The 14,342-nt window shown below is 67.4% G+C and carries 15 protein-coding genes; 7 read left to right on the top strand and 8 right to left on the bottom strand.

The genetic code is table 11. The features are described from left to right. Positions 1-2 precede the first annotated feature (2 nt). The 5 genes from ACVXZ4_RS06485 to ACVXZ4_RS06465 all read right to left on the bottom strand — a co-directional run bounded on the left by ACVXZ4_RS06485 (position 3) and on the right by ACVXZ4_RS06465 (position 3,652). On the bottom strand, positions 3-488 hold the full coding sequence (locus ACVXZ4_RS06485) for a ribose-5-phosphate isomerase (protein WP_461797416.1): 486 nt from the start codon (positions 486-488) through the stop codon (positions 3-5). Between the two features lie 24 nt (positions 489-512). Further along, entirely contained in the window at positions 513-854 is a 342-nt protein-coding gene (locus ACVXZ4_RS06480) for a cupin domain-containing protein (RefSeq protein WP_461797415.1), read from the bottom strand. Continuing rightward, entirely contained in the window at positions 851-1,432 is a 582-nt protein-coding gene (locus tag ACVXZ4_RS06475; RefSeq protein WP_461797414.1) for a hypothetical protein, read from the bottom strand. The genes ACVXZ4_RS06480 and ACVXZ4_RS06475 overlap by 4 nt, the downstream gene beginning before the upstream one ends. A 43-nt stretch (positions 1,433-1,475) precedes the next feature. Beyond that, positions 1,476-2,900: an NAD(P)/FAD-dependent oxidoreductase gene (locus ACVXZ4_RS06470; protein ID WP_461797413.1), complete on the bottom strand. Its 1,425-nt coding sequence runs from the start codon at positions 2,898-2,900 to the stop codon at positions 1,476-1,478. A 110-nt stretch (positions 2,901-3,010) separates the two neighbouring features. Beyond that, a complete protein-coding gene (locus ACVXZ4_RS06465; RefSeq protein ID WP_461797412.1) occupies positions 3,011-3,652 on the bottom strand; it encodes a mycothiol-dependent nitroreductase Rv2466c family protein in 642 nt (213 codons plus the stop codon). 123 nt (positions 3,653-3,775) lie between these two features. Here ACVXZ4_RS06465 and ACVXZ4_RS06460 point away from each other — a divergent pair, with 123 nt between their 5' ends. The 7 genes from ACVXZ4_RS06460 to ACVXZ4_RS06430 all read left to right on the top strand — a co-directional run bounded on the left by ACVXZ4_RS06460 (position 3,776) and on the right by ACVXZ4_RS06430 (position 11,814). Next, a complete protein-coding gene (locus ACVXZ4_RS06460) occupies positions 3,776-4,426 on the top strand; it encodes a hypothetical protein (RefSeq protein WP_461797411.1) in 651 nt (216 codons plus the stop codon). A 55-nt stretch (positions 4,427-4,481) separates the two neighbouring features. After that, positions 4,482-7,019 carry an aminopeptidase N gene (pepN, locus tag ACVXZ4_RS06455; protein ID WP_461797928.1) on the top strand — a complete coding sequence of 846 codons (2,538 nt, stop codon included), beginning with the start codon at positions 4,482-4,484 and terminating at the stop codon, positions 7,017-7,019. A 162-nt stretch (positions 7,020-7,181) separates the two neighbouring features. Continuing rightward, complete coding sequence (locus ACVXZ4_RS06450; protein ID WP_461797410.1) at positions 7,182-8,096, top strand: ABC transporter ATP-binding protein; 915 nt, start codon at positions 7,182-7,184, stop codon at positions 8,094-8,096. Then, complete coding sequence (locus ACVXZ4_RS06445; RefSeq protein ID WP_461797409.1) at positions 8,093-8,932, top strand: ABC transporter permease subunit; 840 nt, start codon at positions 8,093-8,095, stop codon at positions 8,930-8,932. Before ACVXZ4_RS06450 ends, ACVXZ4_RS06445 begins: the two co-directional genes overlap by 4 nt. Positions 8,933-8,977: 45 nt before the next feature. Further along, entirely contained in the window at positions 8,978-10,006 is a 1,029-nt protein-coding gene (locus tag ACVXZ4_RS06440) for a mechanosensitive ion channel family protein (protein WP_461797408.1), read from the top strand. A gap of 68 nt (positions 10,007-10,074) precedes the next feature. After that, a complete protein-coding gene (locus tag ACVXZ4_RS06435) occupies positions 10,075-10,455 on the top strand; it encodes a globin (RefSeq protein ID WP_461797927.1) in 381 nt (126 codons plus the stop codon). 258 nt (positions 10,456-10,713) lie between these two features. Continuing rightward, positions 10,714-11,814 carry a fatty acid desaturase family protein gene (locus ACVXZ4_RS06430; RefSeq protein ID WP_461797407.1) on the top strand — a complete coding sequence of 367 codons (1,101 nt, stop codon included), beginning with the start codon at positions 10,714-10,716 and terminating at the stop codon, positions 11,812-11,814. A gap of 4 nt (positions 11,815-11,818) precedes the next feature. Here ACVXZ4_RS06430 and ACVXZ4_RS06425 read toward each other — a convergent pair whose 3' ends face one another. The 3 genes from ACVXZ4_RS06425 to ACVXZ4_RS06415 are packed head-to-tail and all read right to left on the bottom strand — an operon-like array spanning position 11,819 to position 14,279. Further along, positions 11,819-12,619 (bottom strand): HpcH/HpaI aldolase/citrate lyase family protein, encoded by an 801-nt coding sequence (locus tag ACVXZ4_RS06425; RefSeq protein WP_461797406.1) that lies wholly within the window; start codon positions 12,617-12,619, stop codon positions 11,819-11,821. Beyond that, complete coding sequence (locus ACVXZ4_RS06420) at positions 12,616-13,113, bottom strand: MaoC family dehydratase (protein WP_461797405.1); 498 nt, start codon at positions 13,111-13,113, stop codon at positions 12,616-12,618. Before ACVXZ4_RS06420 ends, ACVXZ4_RS06425 begins: the two co-directional genes overlap by 4 nt. Then, on the bottom strand, positions 13,113-14,279 hold the full coding sequence (locus tag ACVXZ4_RS06415; protein ID WP_461797404.1) for an acyl-CoA dehydrogenase family protein: 1,167 nt from the start codon (positions 14,277-14,279) through the stop codon (positions 13,113-13,115). The genes ACVXZ4_RS06420 and ACVXZ4_RS06415 overlap by 1 nt, the downstream gene beginning before the upstream one ends. Between the last annotated feature and the right edge of the window lie 63 nt (positions 14,280-14,342).

Raw genomic sequence — 14,342 nt, 5'->3', positions numbered from 1 at the left:
TGTCAGTCGATCTCGTGGCCGGCGATCAGCCCGGTCGCCTCGTATTCCGCAAGCTGGGCGATGCGCCGGGCGTGACGCTCCTCGCCCGAGAACGGCTCCCCGATGAAGGTGTCGATGAAGAGCTTCGCCTCCTCGACGCTGTGCTGCCGCGCACCGATCGCGATCAGATTCGCATCGTTGTGCTGGCGGGCCAGCAGCGCAGTCGACACGTTCCAGACCAGTGCCGCCCGGGCGCCGAGCACCTTGTTCGCGGCGATCTGCTCACCGTTTCCTGAACCGCCGAAGACGATCCCGAGGGCCTCGACCCCGGCGTTCTGGTCGGCGACCGTGCCGCGCGCGGCGTTGATGCAGAAGCTCGGGTAATCGTCGACGGCGTCGTAGACCTTCGGCCCGTGATCCACCACCTCGTGGCCGGCCGCGCGCAGGTGCTGCTGCAGATCCTCGCTGAATTCGAGCCCGGCATGGTCGGTGGCGATGTGGATGCGCATGCTTCCCAATTTAGGCGATGCGCATTACGTCAGATACACCTTGCGGATCGTCTCGGTCACCCTCCACACCGTGCGCTCGCCGGCAACGAGTCGGGCGACTGACCCCGGCGCGAGTTCGAGCACGCGGTCGTCGTCGTCGAAGGTGACCGTGGCGCGGCCGGCGATCACGACGAAGATCTCATCGCCCTCGACATCGCGCATCGCACCGACGGACATCTCCCACACTCCCACCTCCAGGTCGCCGAGAGAGGTGAACGCCGCGGAGCCTGTCGTCGGGGCGCCGTCGACCACCTGCTCGGGGGCGACCGCCTCGTGCACGATCTCGAGATCGAGAGCAGCGACCGCGGCCCGGGATGCGGGCGTCACGGAACCCAGTAGCCGACCCGGGCGAGCAGGCGGGTCTCCGAGTCCGCACCCTCCGGAGCAGTGATCTCCGGCGGGAAGACGCCCATCGACCGGAAGCCGTCGATCTCCGGGCCGAGGAGCTCCCACAGCCCGTCGACGAGCGCGTCGGGGAGGGAATATTCCAGGCCGATGAATTTCGCGATCGACCAGGCCTGGAAAGCGCGATAACAGCTCGTGTGCACGAGGTACTCACCGAGCGGGAAGTCTCCGTAGCTGAGGTGGACGATGCGGTCGAAGTCGAGATCGCCGGTCACGGCCTCGGTGGCTGTGTCATTGATGTCGTCGTAGTTGCCGATCGGGTCGTCGCCGAGCAGGTCACCGTCATGGCGGGCGCCCACCTCTTCCGCGGTACGGCCGGCGAGCACGTCCGGCACCCAGGCCTCGTCGAACGCGTGATAGGCGAGGATGTCGCGCAGTGTCGGGTCGGGCTTGCGCGACCAGTCGGCGGGGGCTGCGAGGGAGAGCTGGTCGACGTCGACCATATCGATGACCTCTCGCAGGGCGGCGTCGGACATGAGGAAGAGATCCCGTTGGTTCATGCCCACACGCTACTGCCGGGCACCGACAGGCGGAACAGGCAGGTCAGGAATCGAAGCCGAGGCCCGCGGCATCCAGCGTCTTCAGCAAGAGGTTGCGTCTCCCGTCGCTGTGGTCGGCCCGGTCGAGTGCCCACTTGGTAGCCTGCACGCCGGCGAAGGTCGCGGGCTCGGGCGGGAACGGCAGCGGCGTCGAGCGCACCATCTCGAGCTCGGTGCGTTCGGTCGGCTGCCCGGCGAGGTGGTCGAGCATCACGTTCGCGGCGAAGCGGCTCGCGCCCACCCCGAGCCCGGTGAAGCCGGCGGCGTAGGCGACCCGACCCCGCCGGGCGAGGCCGAAAAAGGCACAGAACCGCGTGCTGGTGTCGATCACCCCGGCCCAGCGGTGGCTGAACTTCACTCCCGCGAGCTGCGGGAACGTCGTGAAGAAGTGGCTCGCGAGCCTCTGGAACGACTGCGGCCGGTCGTCATAGGAGGCGCGGATGCGACCGCCGTAGTGGTAGACGGCGTCGTAACCGCCCCACAGGATGCGGTTGTCGGCACTCAGGCGGTAGTAGTGGAACTGGTTGGCGAGGTCGGCGATGCCCTGCCGGCCCTCCCAGCCGATAGACGCGAGCTGGGCAGCCGTCAGCGGCTCTGTCATCAGCACATAGTCGTAGACCGGCACCGTGTGAAGACGGTAGCGCTTGAGAAGCGAAGGGAAGGCGTTGGTGGCGATCGCCACCTTCTCGGCCCTCACGAAGCCGCCATCGGTGGCGAGAGTGACAGCGCCGGTCGGCAGCTCACTGTCGATGCCGCGCACCGGCGAGTTCTCCCGGATGTCGACCCCCGCCTCGATACAGGCACGGGCGAGCTCCGCGGCCAGCTTCGCGGGGTGCACGAGAGCCGTCGCGTGCTTGCTCCACAGCCCTCCCTGGTAGGTGGGCGAATCGACGAGCGAGCGGATGCCCTCGGCATCGAAGTAGATCTCGCCGTCGCCGTCGTGGGCGGCGCCGAGTTCGGGGAGTTGGTAGCGCTCGGTGGCGACGGCGAGGGATCCGGTGCGTTCGAAGTCGCAGTCGAGCCCGAGGCGCGCGACGGTCGCCTCGATCTCATCGAGGTTCTGCGTGCCGAGCCGGTCGAGCTGTGCGAGCTCCGCGGGGAAGCGAGCCAGGCCGTTGGCCTCGCCGTGGGTGAGGGATGCCTCGCAGAATCCCCCGTTTCGCCCGGATGCCGCCCAGCCGATGGTCTTCGCCTCGAGCACGATCACCCGCGTGCCCGGGTCTCGTTCCACCGCCTGCAGCGCGGTCCACAGTCCGGTGTAGCCCGCGCCGACGACGGCGAGGTCGTAGTGGACGGTGCCCGAGTGACGCGGGTGAGCCGTCCGGGGGCCGAGATCGTCGAGCCAGAACGGCACGAGCCGGGCATCCGCGAGAGAGTCGGTGATGATGCGGGCGTCGGGTGCGGAGCGTTCGAAAACCGTGCTGGCCATGGGCCAACACTACGGTTGCCGGGGCCCATGCTGGCGCGGGTGACACACGCGCCCGCATGTTTCGGCGCGCGTGTCACTGGGCGGCGCGGAGACGCGGGTCGGCAGATCGGTCAGTCGAAGACGGGCCCCCGCGTGCGGGAGCGCTTGATCTCGAAGAAGCCGTCGTAGCTCGCCAGGGCGACCACGCCGTCCCACAGCGACGCGGCCTGCTCGCCCTTCGGCGAGGGCGATATGACCGGGCCGAAGAAGGCGTAGTCGCCCACCGCGATCACCGGGGTGCCGACATCCTGCCCGACACGGTCGATCCCGTCGAAGTGGGAGGCACGCATCTGCGGGTCGTACTCATCGGAGTCGGCGAATGCGGCGAGCGAAGCGGGCAGTCCGGCCTCGGCGAGGGATTCGGCGATGACCGCATCGACATCCGTGCGGGCTCCCGGATGGATGCGCGTCCCCAGTGCGTCGTACAGCGGCTTCACCGCTGATGGGCCATGCAGTTCGGTGACCGCCGCGACAAGGCGCGTGTACCGCAGCGCACGCGGCAGGAATTCGCGGTAGTTATCCGACAGGTCGGCGGCATCCTCGTTGAGCACGGCAAGGCTCATCACGTGCCAGTTCACCTCGAGGTCCCGCAGGGTCGACACCTCCTCGAGCCAGCGGCTCGTCATCCAGGCCCAGGGGCAGGAGGGGTCGAACCAGAGGTCGACGGCGGTCGCGTGCGGTGCAGAAGTCGGGTGCTGGGTAGAAAGTGTCATGGTGCGAAACCTACCTGTTTCGCCCGAAAATACACTTCAGGGGTCTGGATTCACGCCCGGCGAAGGCGCACACTTGAGGGACAGGATGCGTCATCACCGACGCTCACGTCGTGGGAGGCCCTCATGCGAACTACCCCAGACCTGCTCCCCGTGCTGTCCCGCGGCAAGCATCGCACTCCACGGCGTGGAGCCTGCTTCATGGAGTACGCGTCCTACCTCGCCGGTGAGCCCTGGAGCGATCATCCTTCCTGCACCGATCCGGCGCTCGCCTCGCTCGCCCGCATGGTCAACGACTGCACGTCGGACGCCGCGAGGGGCGAGCTCGTCACGCTCATCCCCGAGGTCATCGGACTGACCGGGGAGGGCACGCTCACCGGCATCCGCTTGGCCGGTCGCGCGGCCAGCGCGGCTCTCCCGATCGCGAGCGAGGGGCGGCAGCGGGCCCTCGCCGCCGGGCTGCTGCGCTGCGACGAACTCCTCGCCGGCTACGGCGAGAACCCGCAGAGCGCGAGTCGCACCCTGATCCGTACAGCGCTGCAAGACACCCCCGGCGCGAGCTCGTGGGCGCGCGAGTTCCTGAACGCGGCCGGCGCTCTCAACCCCCGTTCGATCCCGCTGATGAGCGACGCGATCATCCGCACCGCCGTCGTCGGCATCGCCGATGCCTGCGTGCCGGACCCGGATGCTCGGCTACGAGACCTTCTCGCGGCATCCATCGCGGACTGTGCGGAGACCGTCGAGACGCCGGCTCGGGAGCTGCAGCCGACCACCTGATGGGCGCAACTAGACTCTTTCGTTGGACACGATCCACCGAGCGAAGGAGCCGCAGTTGCCTGGAGAGAACCTCACCCGCGTCGAAGCCCAGGAGCGCAAGTCGCTCGTCTCGGTCGATCACTATGACGTGACACTCGACCTGACCACCGGGCCGGAGACCTTCCGCAGCACCACCGTCGTCACCTTCGACGCGACCGCCGGATCGTCCACCTTCATCGACGCGATCACGCGTACCGTGCACTCGGTCACCCTCAACGGCAGCGAGCTCGATGCGGATGCGGTGAGCGACGGCGTGCGCATCCAGCTCCCCGGCCTCGCGGAGAAGAACACCCTCACCGTCGTCGCCGACGCCGAGTACACCAACACCGGCGAGGGCCTCCATCGGTTCGTCGACCCGGTCGATGACGAGGTCTACCTCTACACGCAGTTCGAGGTGCCAGACTCCCGTCGCGTCTTCGCCGTCTTCGAGCAGCCCGATCTCAAAGCCACCTTCTCGTTCACGGTGACCGCGCCCGCAGCCTGGCAGCTGGTGAGCAATTCGCCCACCCCGGAGCCGGTCGTCAGCGGCGATTCCGCGACCTGGGCCTTCGAGCCGACCCCCATCCTCTCCTCCTACGTGACTGCCCTCGTCGCGGGCCCCTACGAGGTCGTGCGTTCGGAGCTCACGAGTAGCAGCGGTCGCGTCATCCCGATCGGGTTGTTCTCCCGTAAGTCGCTCAGCCAGTACCTCGACGCCGACTACATCTTCGAGAAGACCCGCCAGGGCTTCGCCTACTACGAAGAGAAGTTCCAGTACCCCTACCCCTTCGCCAAGTACGACCAGCTGTTCGTGCCCGAGTTCAACGCGGGGGCGATGGAGAACGCCGGGGCAGTCACCTTCACGGAGACCTATGTGTTCCGCTCGAAGGTGACCGACGCCATCAAGGAGCGCCGGGTCGTCACGATCCTGCACGAGCTCGCCCACATGTGGTTCGGCGACCTCGTCACCATGAAGTGGTGGAACGACCTCTGGCTCAACGAGTCCTTCGCTGAATGGGCGTCCACCATAGCGACGGCCGAGGCCACCGAGTGGACAGAGGCGTGGACCACGTTCCAGGCCATGGAGAAGAGCTGGGCCTACCGCCAGGACCAGCTCCCCTCGACGCACCCGGTGGTCGCGACGATCGAAGACCTCGAGGCGGTGCAGGTGAACTTCGACGGCATCACCTATGCCAAGGGCGGATCGGTGCTCAAGCAGCTCGTCGCCTGGGTCGGAATCGATGCCTTCTTCGCGGGGGTCGCCGCCTACTTCGCCAAGCACGAGTTCGGCAACACCGAACTCAGCGACCTGCTCGCCGAGCTCGAGATCACCAGCGGCCGCGACCTGAGCGGCTGGTCCGCACTGTGGCTCGAGACCGCCGGTGTCAATACCCTGACACCCGAGATCGAGACGGATGCCACGGGCGTCATCACCTCGTTCGCGATCGTGCAGACGGCCGCGGCCGACTACCCGACCATCCGCCCGCACCGGCTGGCGGTCGGCTACTACGACCTGTTCGACGGATCCCTCGTGCGCACGCACCAGGTCGAGCTCGACGTCGACGGCGCGCGCACCGAGGTGCCGGAGCTCGTCGGCACCACAAAGCCGGCGCTCGTGCTGCTCAACGACGACGACCTGGCCTACGCCAAGATCCGCCTGGATGCCGACTCGCTCGCCGTGGCGATCGACCACCTGGCCCACATCGAGAACCCGCTCGCCCGCGCCATCGTCTGGGGTGCGGCCTGGGACGCCACCCGTGACGGCGAGAGCCCCGCGAGTGACTACGTGCGCCTGGTGCTCGGCAATATCGCGAGCGAGACCGAGTCGACGACCATCCGCACGACCCTCAGCCAGCTCGGCCTCGTCGTCAAGCAGTACGTGGCACCGGAGCGCCGCGCCGAGACGCTCACCCGCATCGGCGACACCCTCTGGACGCTCGCGACGGAGGCCACTGCCGGCTCCGACGCGCAATTCCAGTTCGTGAAGTTCTTCGCGGCCTACGCGTCCACCGCGGAGCACGCCGCTGCCCTCGCCGGTCTCCGCGACGGCTCCGCTCCGCTCGAGGGGCTCGAGATCGACACCGACCTCGGATGGGAGATCCTCGAGGGGCTCGTGCTCACCGGAGTCGCCGGCCAGGCCGAGATCGACGCGGCACTCGCCGCCGACAACACCTCGAACGGCCAGCAGGCCGCGGCACGGGCCTCGGCCACCATCCCCACCGCCGAAGGCAAGCGGGCCGCGTTCGACTCCCTCGTCGACAGCGACGCCCTTCCGAACTCGATAGTGCGCAACGTGACGCTCGGTTACCTCCACGTGAACGACCCGGCCGTGCTCGAGTCGTTGATCGCGCCATACTTCGCGGCACTCGGGGACATCTGGGCGACCCGCTCGTACAAGATCGCGGAGTACATCGTCTTCGGGCTGTACCCCTCGCCGCTGGCATCCGTCGCCCTGGTCGACGCGACCAAGGCCTGGCTCGCCGCCAATCCGGACATCCCGGCCCTGCGCCGTCTCGTCACCGAGAACCTCGCCGGTGTGGAGCGGGCATTGGCGGTGCAGTCCCGCGACGTCTAGCGGCTTCTGCGCCCTATTGCGGGCGTGTGCGGTCACACCGGGTCGGCACGCCGGCCCCGGATGACCGCACACGCCCGCCGTGCGTTCGGCACGCGATATCCCCCGGGCGGATGATTCGCCAGGAAGCCACCGTCGCTAGGCTCGAATCATGGGGATGAATTCGTGATCGAGGCTGTCGGACTGACGAAACGTTATGGCGAGAAGACCGCCGTGGACGACGTGACCTTCTCGGTGAAACCCGGGATGGTCACCGGATTCCTGGGGCCGAACGGCGCGGGCAAGTCGACGACCATGCGGCTCGTGGTCGGGCTCGACCGCCCGTCGAGCGGCATCGTCACTTTCAACGGACGGAACTACGCCGACCTGAAGGCGCCGCTACGCGAAGTGGGGGTGCTCCTCGACGCCAAGGCGGTGCACACCGGGCGCTCGGCGATCAATCACCTGCGTGCTCTCGCCGCCACCCACAGCATCGGTCGGGCGCGCGTCGACGAGGTGATCGGGCTCACCGGGCTCGACCCGGTGGCGCGCAAGCGGGTCGGCGGGTTCTCACTCGGGATGGGGCAGCGGCTCGGTATCGCCGCGGCGCTACTCGGCGACCCGGCCACCCTCATCCTCGACGAGCCGGTCAACGGGCTCGACCCCGAGGGGGTCATCTGGGTTCGAAACCTCACCCGCTTCCTCGCCTCGGAGGGCCGCACGATCTTCCTGTCGTCGCACCTCATGAGCGAGATGGCCCAGACGGCAGATCACATCATCGTGCTCGGCCGCGGCCGGATCATCGCGGATGCCCCGGTCACCGAGATCCTGGCGCTTGCGACCGGCACAGCCGTGCTGGTGCGCACACCGGATGCCGAGCGATTCGGCGCGCTGCTCACCGGCCCCGACGTCACCGTGTCCCACTCCGAACCGCAGCTTATGCAGGTCACCGGGCTCACGGCACCCCAGATCGGAGAGCTCGCCGCCCACAACGGCATCGTGCTCCACGAACTCTCCCCGCAGGCCGGGTCGCTCGAAGATGCCTACCTCGCCCTCACCAAGGACGAAGTCGAATACCACGCCGGAGGGGTTCCCCGATGACCACGACCACGACCTACACAGCCCACGGTTCGGGACTCAGCTTCCGCGGGCTCCTCGTCTCCGAGTGGATCAAACTCACGTCGTTGCGCTCGACGCTGTGGTGCTACGGCATCATCCTGCTGATCAACCTCGGTCTCACCCTGCTTCTCTCCTCGCCGTTCCAGCCTCAGGGCGACGCGACGAGCTCGCTCAACCAGGCCTTCTGGGTGCAGTCGGCGACCATCGGCACCTCCTTCAGCCAGCTGGTGATCGCCGTGCTCGGTGCGCTCGTGATCACCGGCGAGTACGGCACGGGAATGATCCGGTCGACCTTCGCCGCGGCACCGCGGCGGACCCCCGCGATTCTCGCCAAGGCGGCAGTGTTCGCCGCGACGACATTCGTCATCTCGCTGGTCTCCCTTGGCACGAATGCCTTCGTCGCAGCCGCCATCCTTCGCGGCAAAGGCGTAGAGCTCGACCTGGCGGACACGCAGGCGTGGTTGGCCGTCGTCGGCGCCGCGGGATTCATGGCGCTGGTTGGCGTCATGGCGCTCGGTCTCGGCACCATCATCCGAAACAGCGCCGGAGGGATCTCGGCAGCAATCGGGCTGCTCTTCGTCGCACCGATCATCGTGCAGATCTTCGTCGGAACGACCCGGTCGGTGTGGGCGGCGAACCTTCTCCAGGTGCTTCCCAGCACGGCGGGACAGAGGATGTCGACCTACGCCGCCGAAGCGCTCCCCAGAGTCAAGGACATAATCGTGCTCGACCCCGGGCAGGGACTCCTTGTGCTGATCGCCTGGGTCGTCGTCTTCGCGGCGATCGCCCTTACGCTGCTCAAACGCCGCGACGCCTGACCCTCCGGAGGGAGCGCACAACCGGCGCCGGTAAACTCGGTGACCATGATGACTGCGGTAGCGATCGACGGATGGACCGCCTTCTGGGCGACCGTCAAAGCCATCTACGAGATGAAACTCGTGCAGGTGATCGTGATCATCGTCGTCGCGATCGTGTTGCGCGTGGTGCTCCGGTTCGCGATCGACCGCGTGGTCAAGCGCATCGTCACCGGCGTGAAGAGACGCCAGAATGTGGAAGACACCCAGGCGCTCAGCACCTCCCCGCTCAGCGCGGTGCGGGTGGTGCAGCGCACTCGCACCCTCGGCAGCGTGCTCAACAACATCGTGGCCGTCGTGCTCGTCATCGTGGCCGGGCTCTCGGTGATCACCACCATCAACCCCACCATCCTCGGGTCGTTCGCACTGATCACGGCCGCCCTCGGGGCCGGCCTCGGATTCGGCGCCCAGAACATCGTGAAGGATGTGCTCAACGGGCTCTTCATGGTCGCGGAAGACCAGCTCGGCGTCGGCGACGTCGTCGATCTCGGTCCGGCCACCGGGGTCGTGGAAACCGTCGGCATCCGCATCACGCAGATCCGCGACGTCAACGGCACGGTCTGGTTCGTGCGCAACGGCGAGATCATCAGGGTCGGCAACATGTCGCAAGGCTGGTCGAGAGTCATCATCGACCTCGCGGTGCCCTATGACGCGGATGTCGCTGCGGTGCAGGAGCGGATGCTCACGATCGCGACACAGATGGCCGCCGACCTCAAGTGGCGCAGCCGAATCCTCGAGAAGCCGGAGATCTGGGGCATCGAGTCGATCTCCGCCGAGGCGATCGTGATCCGCCTGGTCGTGAAGACGCGGCCGGGCACCAAGGACGATGTCGCGCGCGACCTCCGCGCCCGTCTCAAGTCCGGTCTCGATTCGATGGGGATCAAACTCCCGGCCCTCAACAGCATCGTGTTGAGCGGATTCGAGGGTGCGGAGAGCATCAAGGGGGCGCGTCCCCCTCGAACGGCACCGAACCCGATCGCCAGCACGGCGGACCCGAAGACCCCCGGCCCGAAGCCGTCGAAAGCTGCGCGCCCATGAGCACCGAAATCCCCGGTGGGCAAGTGAATCCGGCGACCCTGCGTGTGAGTGAACACGGCGAGGCCGCGATGGGCAGCTTCTACGAGAAGATCGGAGGGCGCCCGGCGTTCGAGAAGCTCGTGCGGACGTTCTACGACGGCATCCGTACCGACGAGGTACTCATGCCGATGTATCCGGAGCAGCCGGAGCTCGAGGGCGCGATCCAGCGCTTGACCGGATTTCTCGAGCAGTACTGGGGCGGACCGGGCACCTATTCCGAAGAGCGCGGCCACCCCCGCCTGCGCGCGCGCCACCTGCCCTTCAAGGTCAATCCGGATGCCCGCGACCGCTGGCTGCGCCACATGCGTGCCGCGGTGGACGGCCTCGAGCTCTCCCCCCTCGACGACGCCACGCTGTGGGGCTATCTCGACCGGGCGGCGCACGCGATGGTCAACACCTTCGACGCGTAGGCCTGTGCTGATCGAGTAGCGAGCGCCAGCGAGGGTGTCGAGATCCTCGCTGGTCTCGACACGCGGGCTCGTGCCTCGCTCGCAACTCGACCTGCACAACCCGGTACTCGACCGTCGCGTGAAGCTGACCAAACACTGGGAGTCGTCTCGGAGCAGCCCGTCCACAATGCCACCGATTCCGAACTCAGACGTACTGTAATTCCAGGTCGCCCTGGATTTCGGTTGCCACTACCGGCCACTCCCAGAGCAAGGATCTTCATGAGCACGACCACAGGCACTCCCGTCGTCACGTTCACCAAGACGAAACCGCGCGGCGATCGGTCGAACCCCACGACCGAGTACTCAGCGCTTCTGCGCACCGTGCGCGACGCGGGGCTGCTTCGCCGCAGCCGTGGCTTCTACTACGGGATGTTCGCCGCTCTCGTCGGCGCGCTTGGCGCGACGATCACGGGCATGGTGCTGCTCGGCGACTCCTGGTTCCAGCTCCTGCTCGCGGCCGCGCTCGGCTTGATCCTCACCCAGTTCGCGTTCCTCGCGCACGAGGCATCTCACCGCCAGGTCTTCGAGTCCGGCAAGGCCAACGACCTCGCCGGGCGCACGATCGCGAACCTCTTCGTGGGCATCAGCTACTCGTGGTGGATGACGAAACACAGCCGACACCATGCGAACCCCAACATCATCGGCAAAGACCCCGACATCGAACGGGACTTCGTCTCCTTCGTACCGGAGGATGCCGCGAAAGCGGGCGGACTCTACGGCTGGTTCACCCGACGTCAGGGCTACTTCTTCTTTCCCATCCTCATGTTCGAAGGCGTGAATCTGCACATTCACGGCTTCCGTACCGTGTTCGGGCGAGCTAAGGTCGATCGTCGCGCGCTCGAGATCTCCATGCTCGTGCCGCGGATCGCCCTCTACCTCATCGCGATCTTCCTGCTCCTTCCGCCCGGGATGGCCTTCGCCTTCATCGGTGTGCAGCTCGCGGTCTTCGGCGTCTACATGGGCGCATCATTCGCTCCGAACCACAAGGGCATGCCGGTGCTCCCCCACGATTCGAAGGTCGACTTCCTGCGTCGCCAGGTGCTGACCTCGCGCAACATCCGCGGAAACTGGGTGATGGACACCTTCATGGGCGGGCTCAACCACCAGGTCGAGCACCACCTCTTCCCCAACATGCCCCGGCCCCACCTCAAGAAGGCCCGCGAGATCGCGCGCGAGTACTGCGATTCGCACGGCATCGCCTACACCGAGACCTCGCTGGGGGCCTCTTACGCGATCGTGGTGCGCTACCTCAATCGGGTGGGCCTGTCGGCCGGCGGGGATCCGTTCGACTGCCCGGCCGCGACGGCGTTCGGCCGCTGACCGCTCAGGATCGGGCCAGCACGGACCTCGCGTGCCGAAGCACGGGTTCGTCGACCATGCGTCCTTCGAAACGGAAGACCCCGCGCTCACCCTCCGCCGCGGCCAGCAGTGCGGTCGCAAACGCGACCTCCTGCGGCGTCGGCCGATAGGCATCCCTGATCACCGCGATCTGGCTCGGGTGGATGCACGCGGTCGCCGCGAAGCCGCTGGCCCGGGCGTCCCGGGCCTCGACCTCGAGGCCGGGGAGGTCCGGGATGTCGAGATAGACCGAGTCGATCGCTGCCGTGCCGGCCGCCCCCGCGGCGAGAAGCACGCGCGAACGGGCGTGGGCCGCGACATCCCGATACCGACCGGAGTTATCGCGACTCGAGGTGCCTCCGAGCGACGCCACGAGGTCCTCCGCGCCCCACATCACCGCGACCACGGCAGGATCGGCGGCGATCGAGACGACATTCACTACGCCCGCGGCCGTCTCGCAGAGGGCGATCACTTCGAACCCCTCGAGCCGGTGCACCTGGTCGACGCTCTCGGTCTTGGCGAGCATCACCCGGCGATAGCCGGTGCGGGAGAGCGCGGCGACATCATCGTCGAAGCATCCGGAGTCCACGGCGTTCACGCGCACGATCGTGGATGCCGGGTCGAGCGGGTGGGCCACCAGCGCCTCGCGGGCCGCAGCCTTGTCGCCCGTGGCCACGGCATCCTCGAGGTCAAGGATCACGGCATCCGAGCGTTCCGCCGCCGTGTCAAAGCGATCGGGACGGTCCGCCGGGCAGAACAGCAGCGCGGGGCCGAGGTCGAAAGTCATGCAGCACCTTCGCACCAGACCAGCGTCGAGCGCACAGCCGTCGCGACCACCACGTCGTCCTGGTTGCGTCCGAGGTGTCGGAGCACGACGATCCCCTGGCCGGGACGCGAGACCGACAGTCGCTTCTCCTCCACCACGGTCGACGAGTACAGGGTGTCGCCGAGGAACAGCGGCGCGGGGAAGGTGATCTCGCTGAAGCCGAGATTCGCGACGAGCGTGCCCTGGGTGAGCTGGGCGACGGAGCTTCCGACCATGGTCGACAGCGTGAACATCGAGTTCACCAGCCGCTGGCCGAAGGGCTGCGTGGCGGCGAATGCGGCGTCGAGATGCAGCGCCTGCGTGTTCATCGTGAGCGTCGTGAAGAGCACGTTGTCGGCCTCGGTGATGGTGCGTCCCGGTCGGTGGAGATAGCGCGAGCCCACTTCGAACTCCTCGAACCAGAGCCCGCGCTGCAGGATGTCCCGGGGCGCGCCATCCACCGCTGCCGCGTCCATCAGTCGGAGAACCCGAGATCGCGCGCGATCACCATGAGCTGCACTTCGGTGGTCCCTTCGCCGATTTCGAGGATCTTGGAGTCACGGTACTGCCTCGCGACCGGATTCTCGTTGAGGAACCCGTACCCGCCGAATATCTGGGTGGCGTCCCGGGCGTTGTCCATGGCAGCCTCTCCCGCCACCATCTTCGCGATCGACGCCTGCGCCTTGAACGGCACGCCGGCGAGCATCCGGCGGGCGGCGTCGTAGTAGGCGAGGCGAGCAGTGTGCGCGCGGGCCTGCATCCGCGCGATCTTGAACGAGATCGACTGGTTCGATCCAATGCTGCGACCGAATACGTTGCGCGTCTTGGCGTAGCGCACCGACTCGTCGAGACAGCCCTGGGCGGCGCCCGTCGCGAGGGCTGCGACCGCGATGCGCCCTTCGTCGAGGGTCTGCACGAAGTTGGCGAACCCGCGGCCACGCTCTCCGAGCAGGTTCGCCTCGGGCACGCGCACGCCGGTGAGGGTGAGCGGATGCGTGTCGCTCGCGTGCCATCCCACTTTGTCGTAGCCCGGCTCGACAGTGAATCCGGCGATCGGTGTCGGTACGAGGATCGCGGACAGTTCCTTCTTGATCGACCCGTCGGCGCGGGTGGACTCCCCCGTCACCGCGGTGATCGTGACGAGCCTGGTGATGTCGGTGCCGGAGTTGGTGATGAACTGCTTGGTGCCGTCGATCACCCATTCGCCGCCCTCGAGTCGCGCGGTGGTGCGGGTTCCCGCGGCGTCAGAGCCCGCGTCGGCTTCGGTGAGACCGAATCCGGCGAGCGCCCGCCCGCTCGCGAGCTGGGGCATCCACTCCTCCCGCTGCGCGTCCGTGCCGCGGCGGTATACCGGCATCGCGCCGAGCCCGACCCCGGCCTCCAATGTCACGCCGACGCTCTGGTCGACCCGGCCGAGCTGCTCGACGGCGAGGCAGAGCGAGAAGTAGTCCTTGCCCTGTCCGCCGAGCTCGGTCGGGAAGGGGAGGCCGAAGAGCCCGAGGTCCGCCATCTGGGAGACGACCTCGTAGGGAAAGCTGTGCTCCGCATCGTGTTTCGCGGCGACGGGCGCAACGACGCGGTCGGCGAAGTCCCGCACCAGGTCGCTCACGCGCTGTTGGTCATCGGTGAGGTCAAAAGGCATGGCGTCTCCATCGACAGTTCGGGGCATTGCAAGGGCATTCCAGTAAGTCTCGACTAACTCGTT

It is taken from the genome of Lacisediminihabitans sp. FW035, assembly GCF_054880895.1.
The sequence above is the reverse complement of the archived record's forward strand: the minus strand, read 5'-3'. Positions and strand labels throughout refer to the sequence as shown.

What these genes read in the sequence shown, in the direction of transcription:
- ACVXZ4_RS06485 (WP_461797416.1), bottom strand. Translation starts at nt 488, where the DNA reads ATGCGCATCCACATCGCCACCGACCATGCCGGGCTCGAATTCAGCGAG.
- ACVXZ4_RS06475 (WP_461797414.1), bottom strand. Translation starts at nt 1,432, where the DNA reads ATGAACCAACGGGATCTCTTCCTCATGTCCGACGCCGCCCTGCGAGAG.
- ACVXZ4_RS06470 (WP_461797413.1), bottom strand. Translation starts at nt 2,900, where the DNA reads ATGGCCAGCACGGTTTTCGAACGCTCCGCACCCGACGCCCGCATCATC.
- ACVXZ4_RS06465 (WP_461797412.1), bottom strand. Translation starts at nt 3,652, where the DNA reads ATGACACTTTCTACCCAGCACCCGACTTCTGCACCGCACGCGACCGCC.
- ACVXZ4_RS06460 (WP_461797411.1), top strand. Translation starts at nt 3,776, where the DNA reads ATGCGAACTACCCCAGACCTGCTCCCCGTGCTGTCCCGCGGCAAGCAT.
- ACVXZ4_RS06445 (WP_461797409.1), top strand. Translation starts at nt 8,093, where the DNA reads ATGACCACGACCACGACCTACACAGCCCACGGTTCGGGACTCAGCTTC.
- ACVXZ4_RS06440 (WP_461797408.1), top strand. Translation starts at nt 8,978, where the DNA reads ATGATGACTGCGGTAGCGATCGACGGATGGACCGCCTTCTGGGCGACC.
- ACVXZ4_RS06435 (WP_461797927.1), top strand. Translation starts at nt 10,075, where the DNA reads ATGGGCAGCTTCTACGAGAAGATCGGAGGGCGCCCGGCGTTCGAGAAG.
- ACVXZ4_RS06430 (WP_461797407.1), top strand. Translation starts at nt 10,714, where the DNA reads ATGAGCACGACCACAGGCACTCCCGTCGTCACGTTCACCAAGACGAAA.
- ACVXZ4_RS06425 (WP_461797406.1), bottom strand. Translation starts at nt 12,619, where the DNA reads ATGACTTTCGACCTCGGCCCCGCGCTGCTGTTCTGCCCGGCGGACCGT.
- ACVXZ4_RS06420 (WP_461797405.1), bottom strand. Translation starts at nt 13,113, where the DNA reads ATGGACGCGGCAGCGGTGGATGGCGCGCCCCGGGACATCCTGCAGCGC.
- ACVXZ4_RS06415 (WP_461797404.1), bottom strand. Translation starts at nt 14,279, where the DNA reads ATGCCTTTTGACCTCACCGATGACCAACAGCGCGTGAGCGACCTGGTG.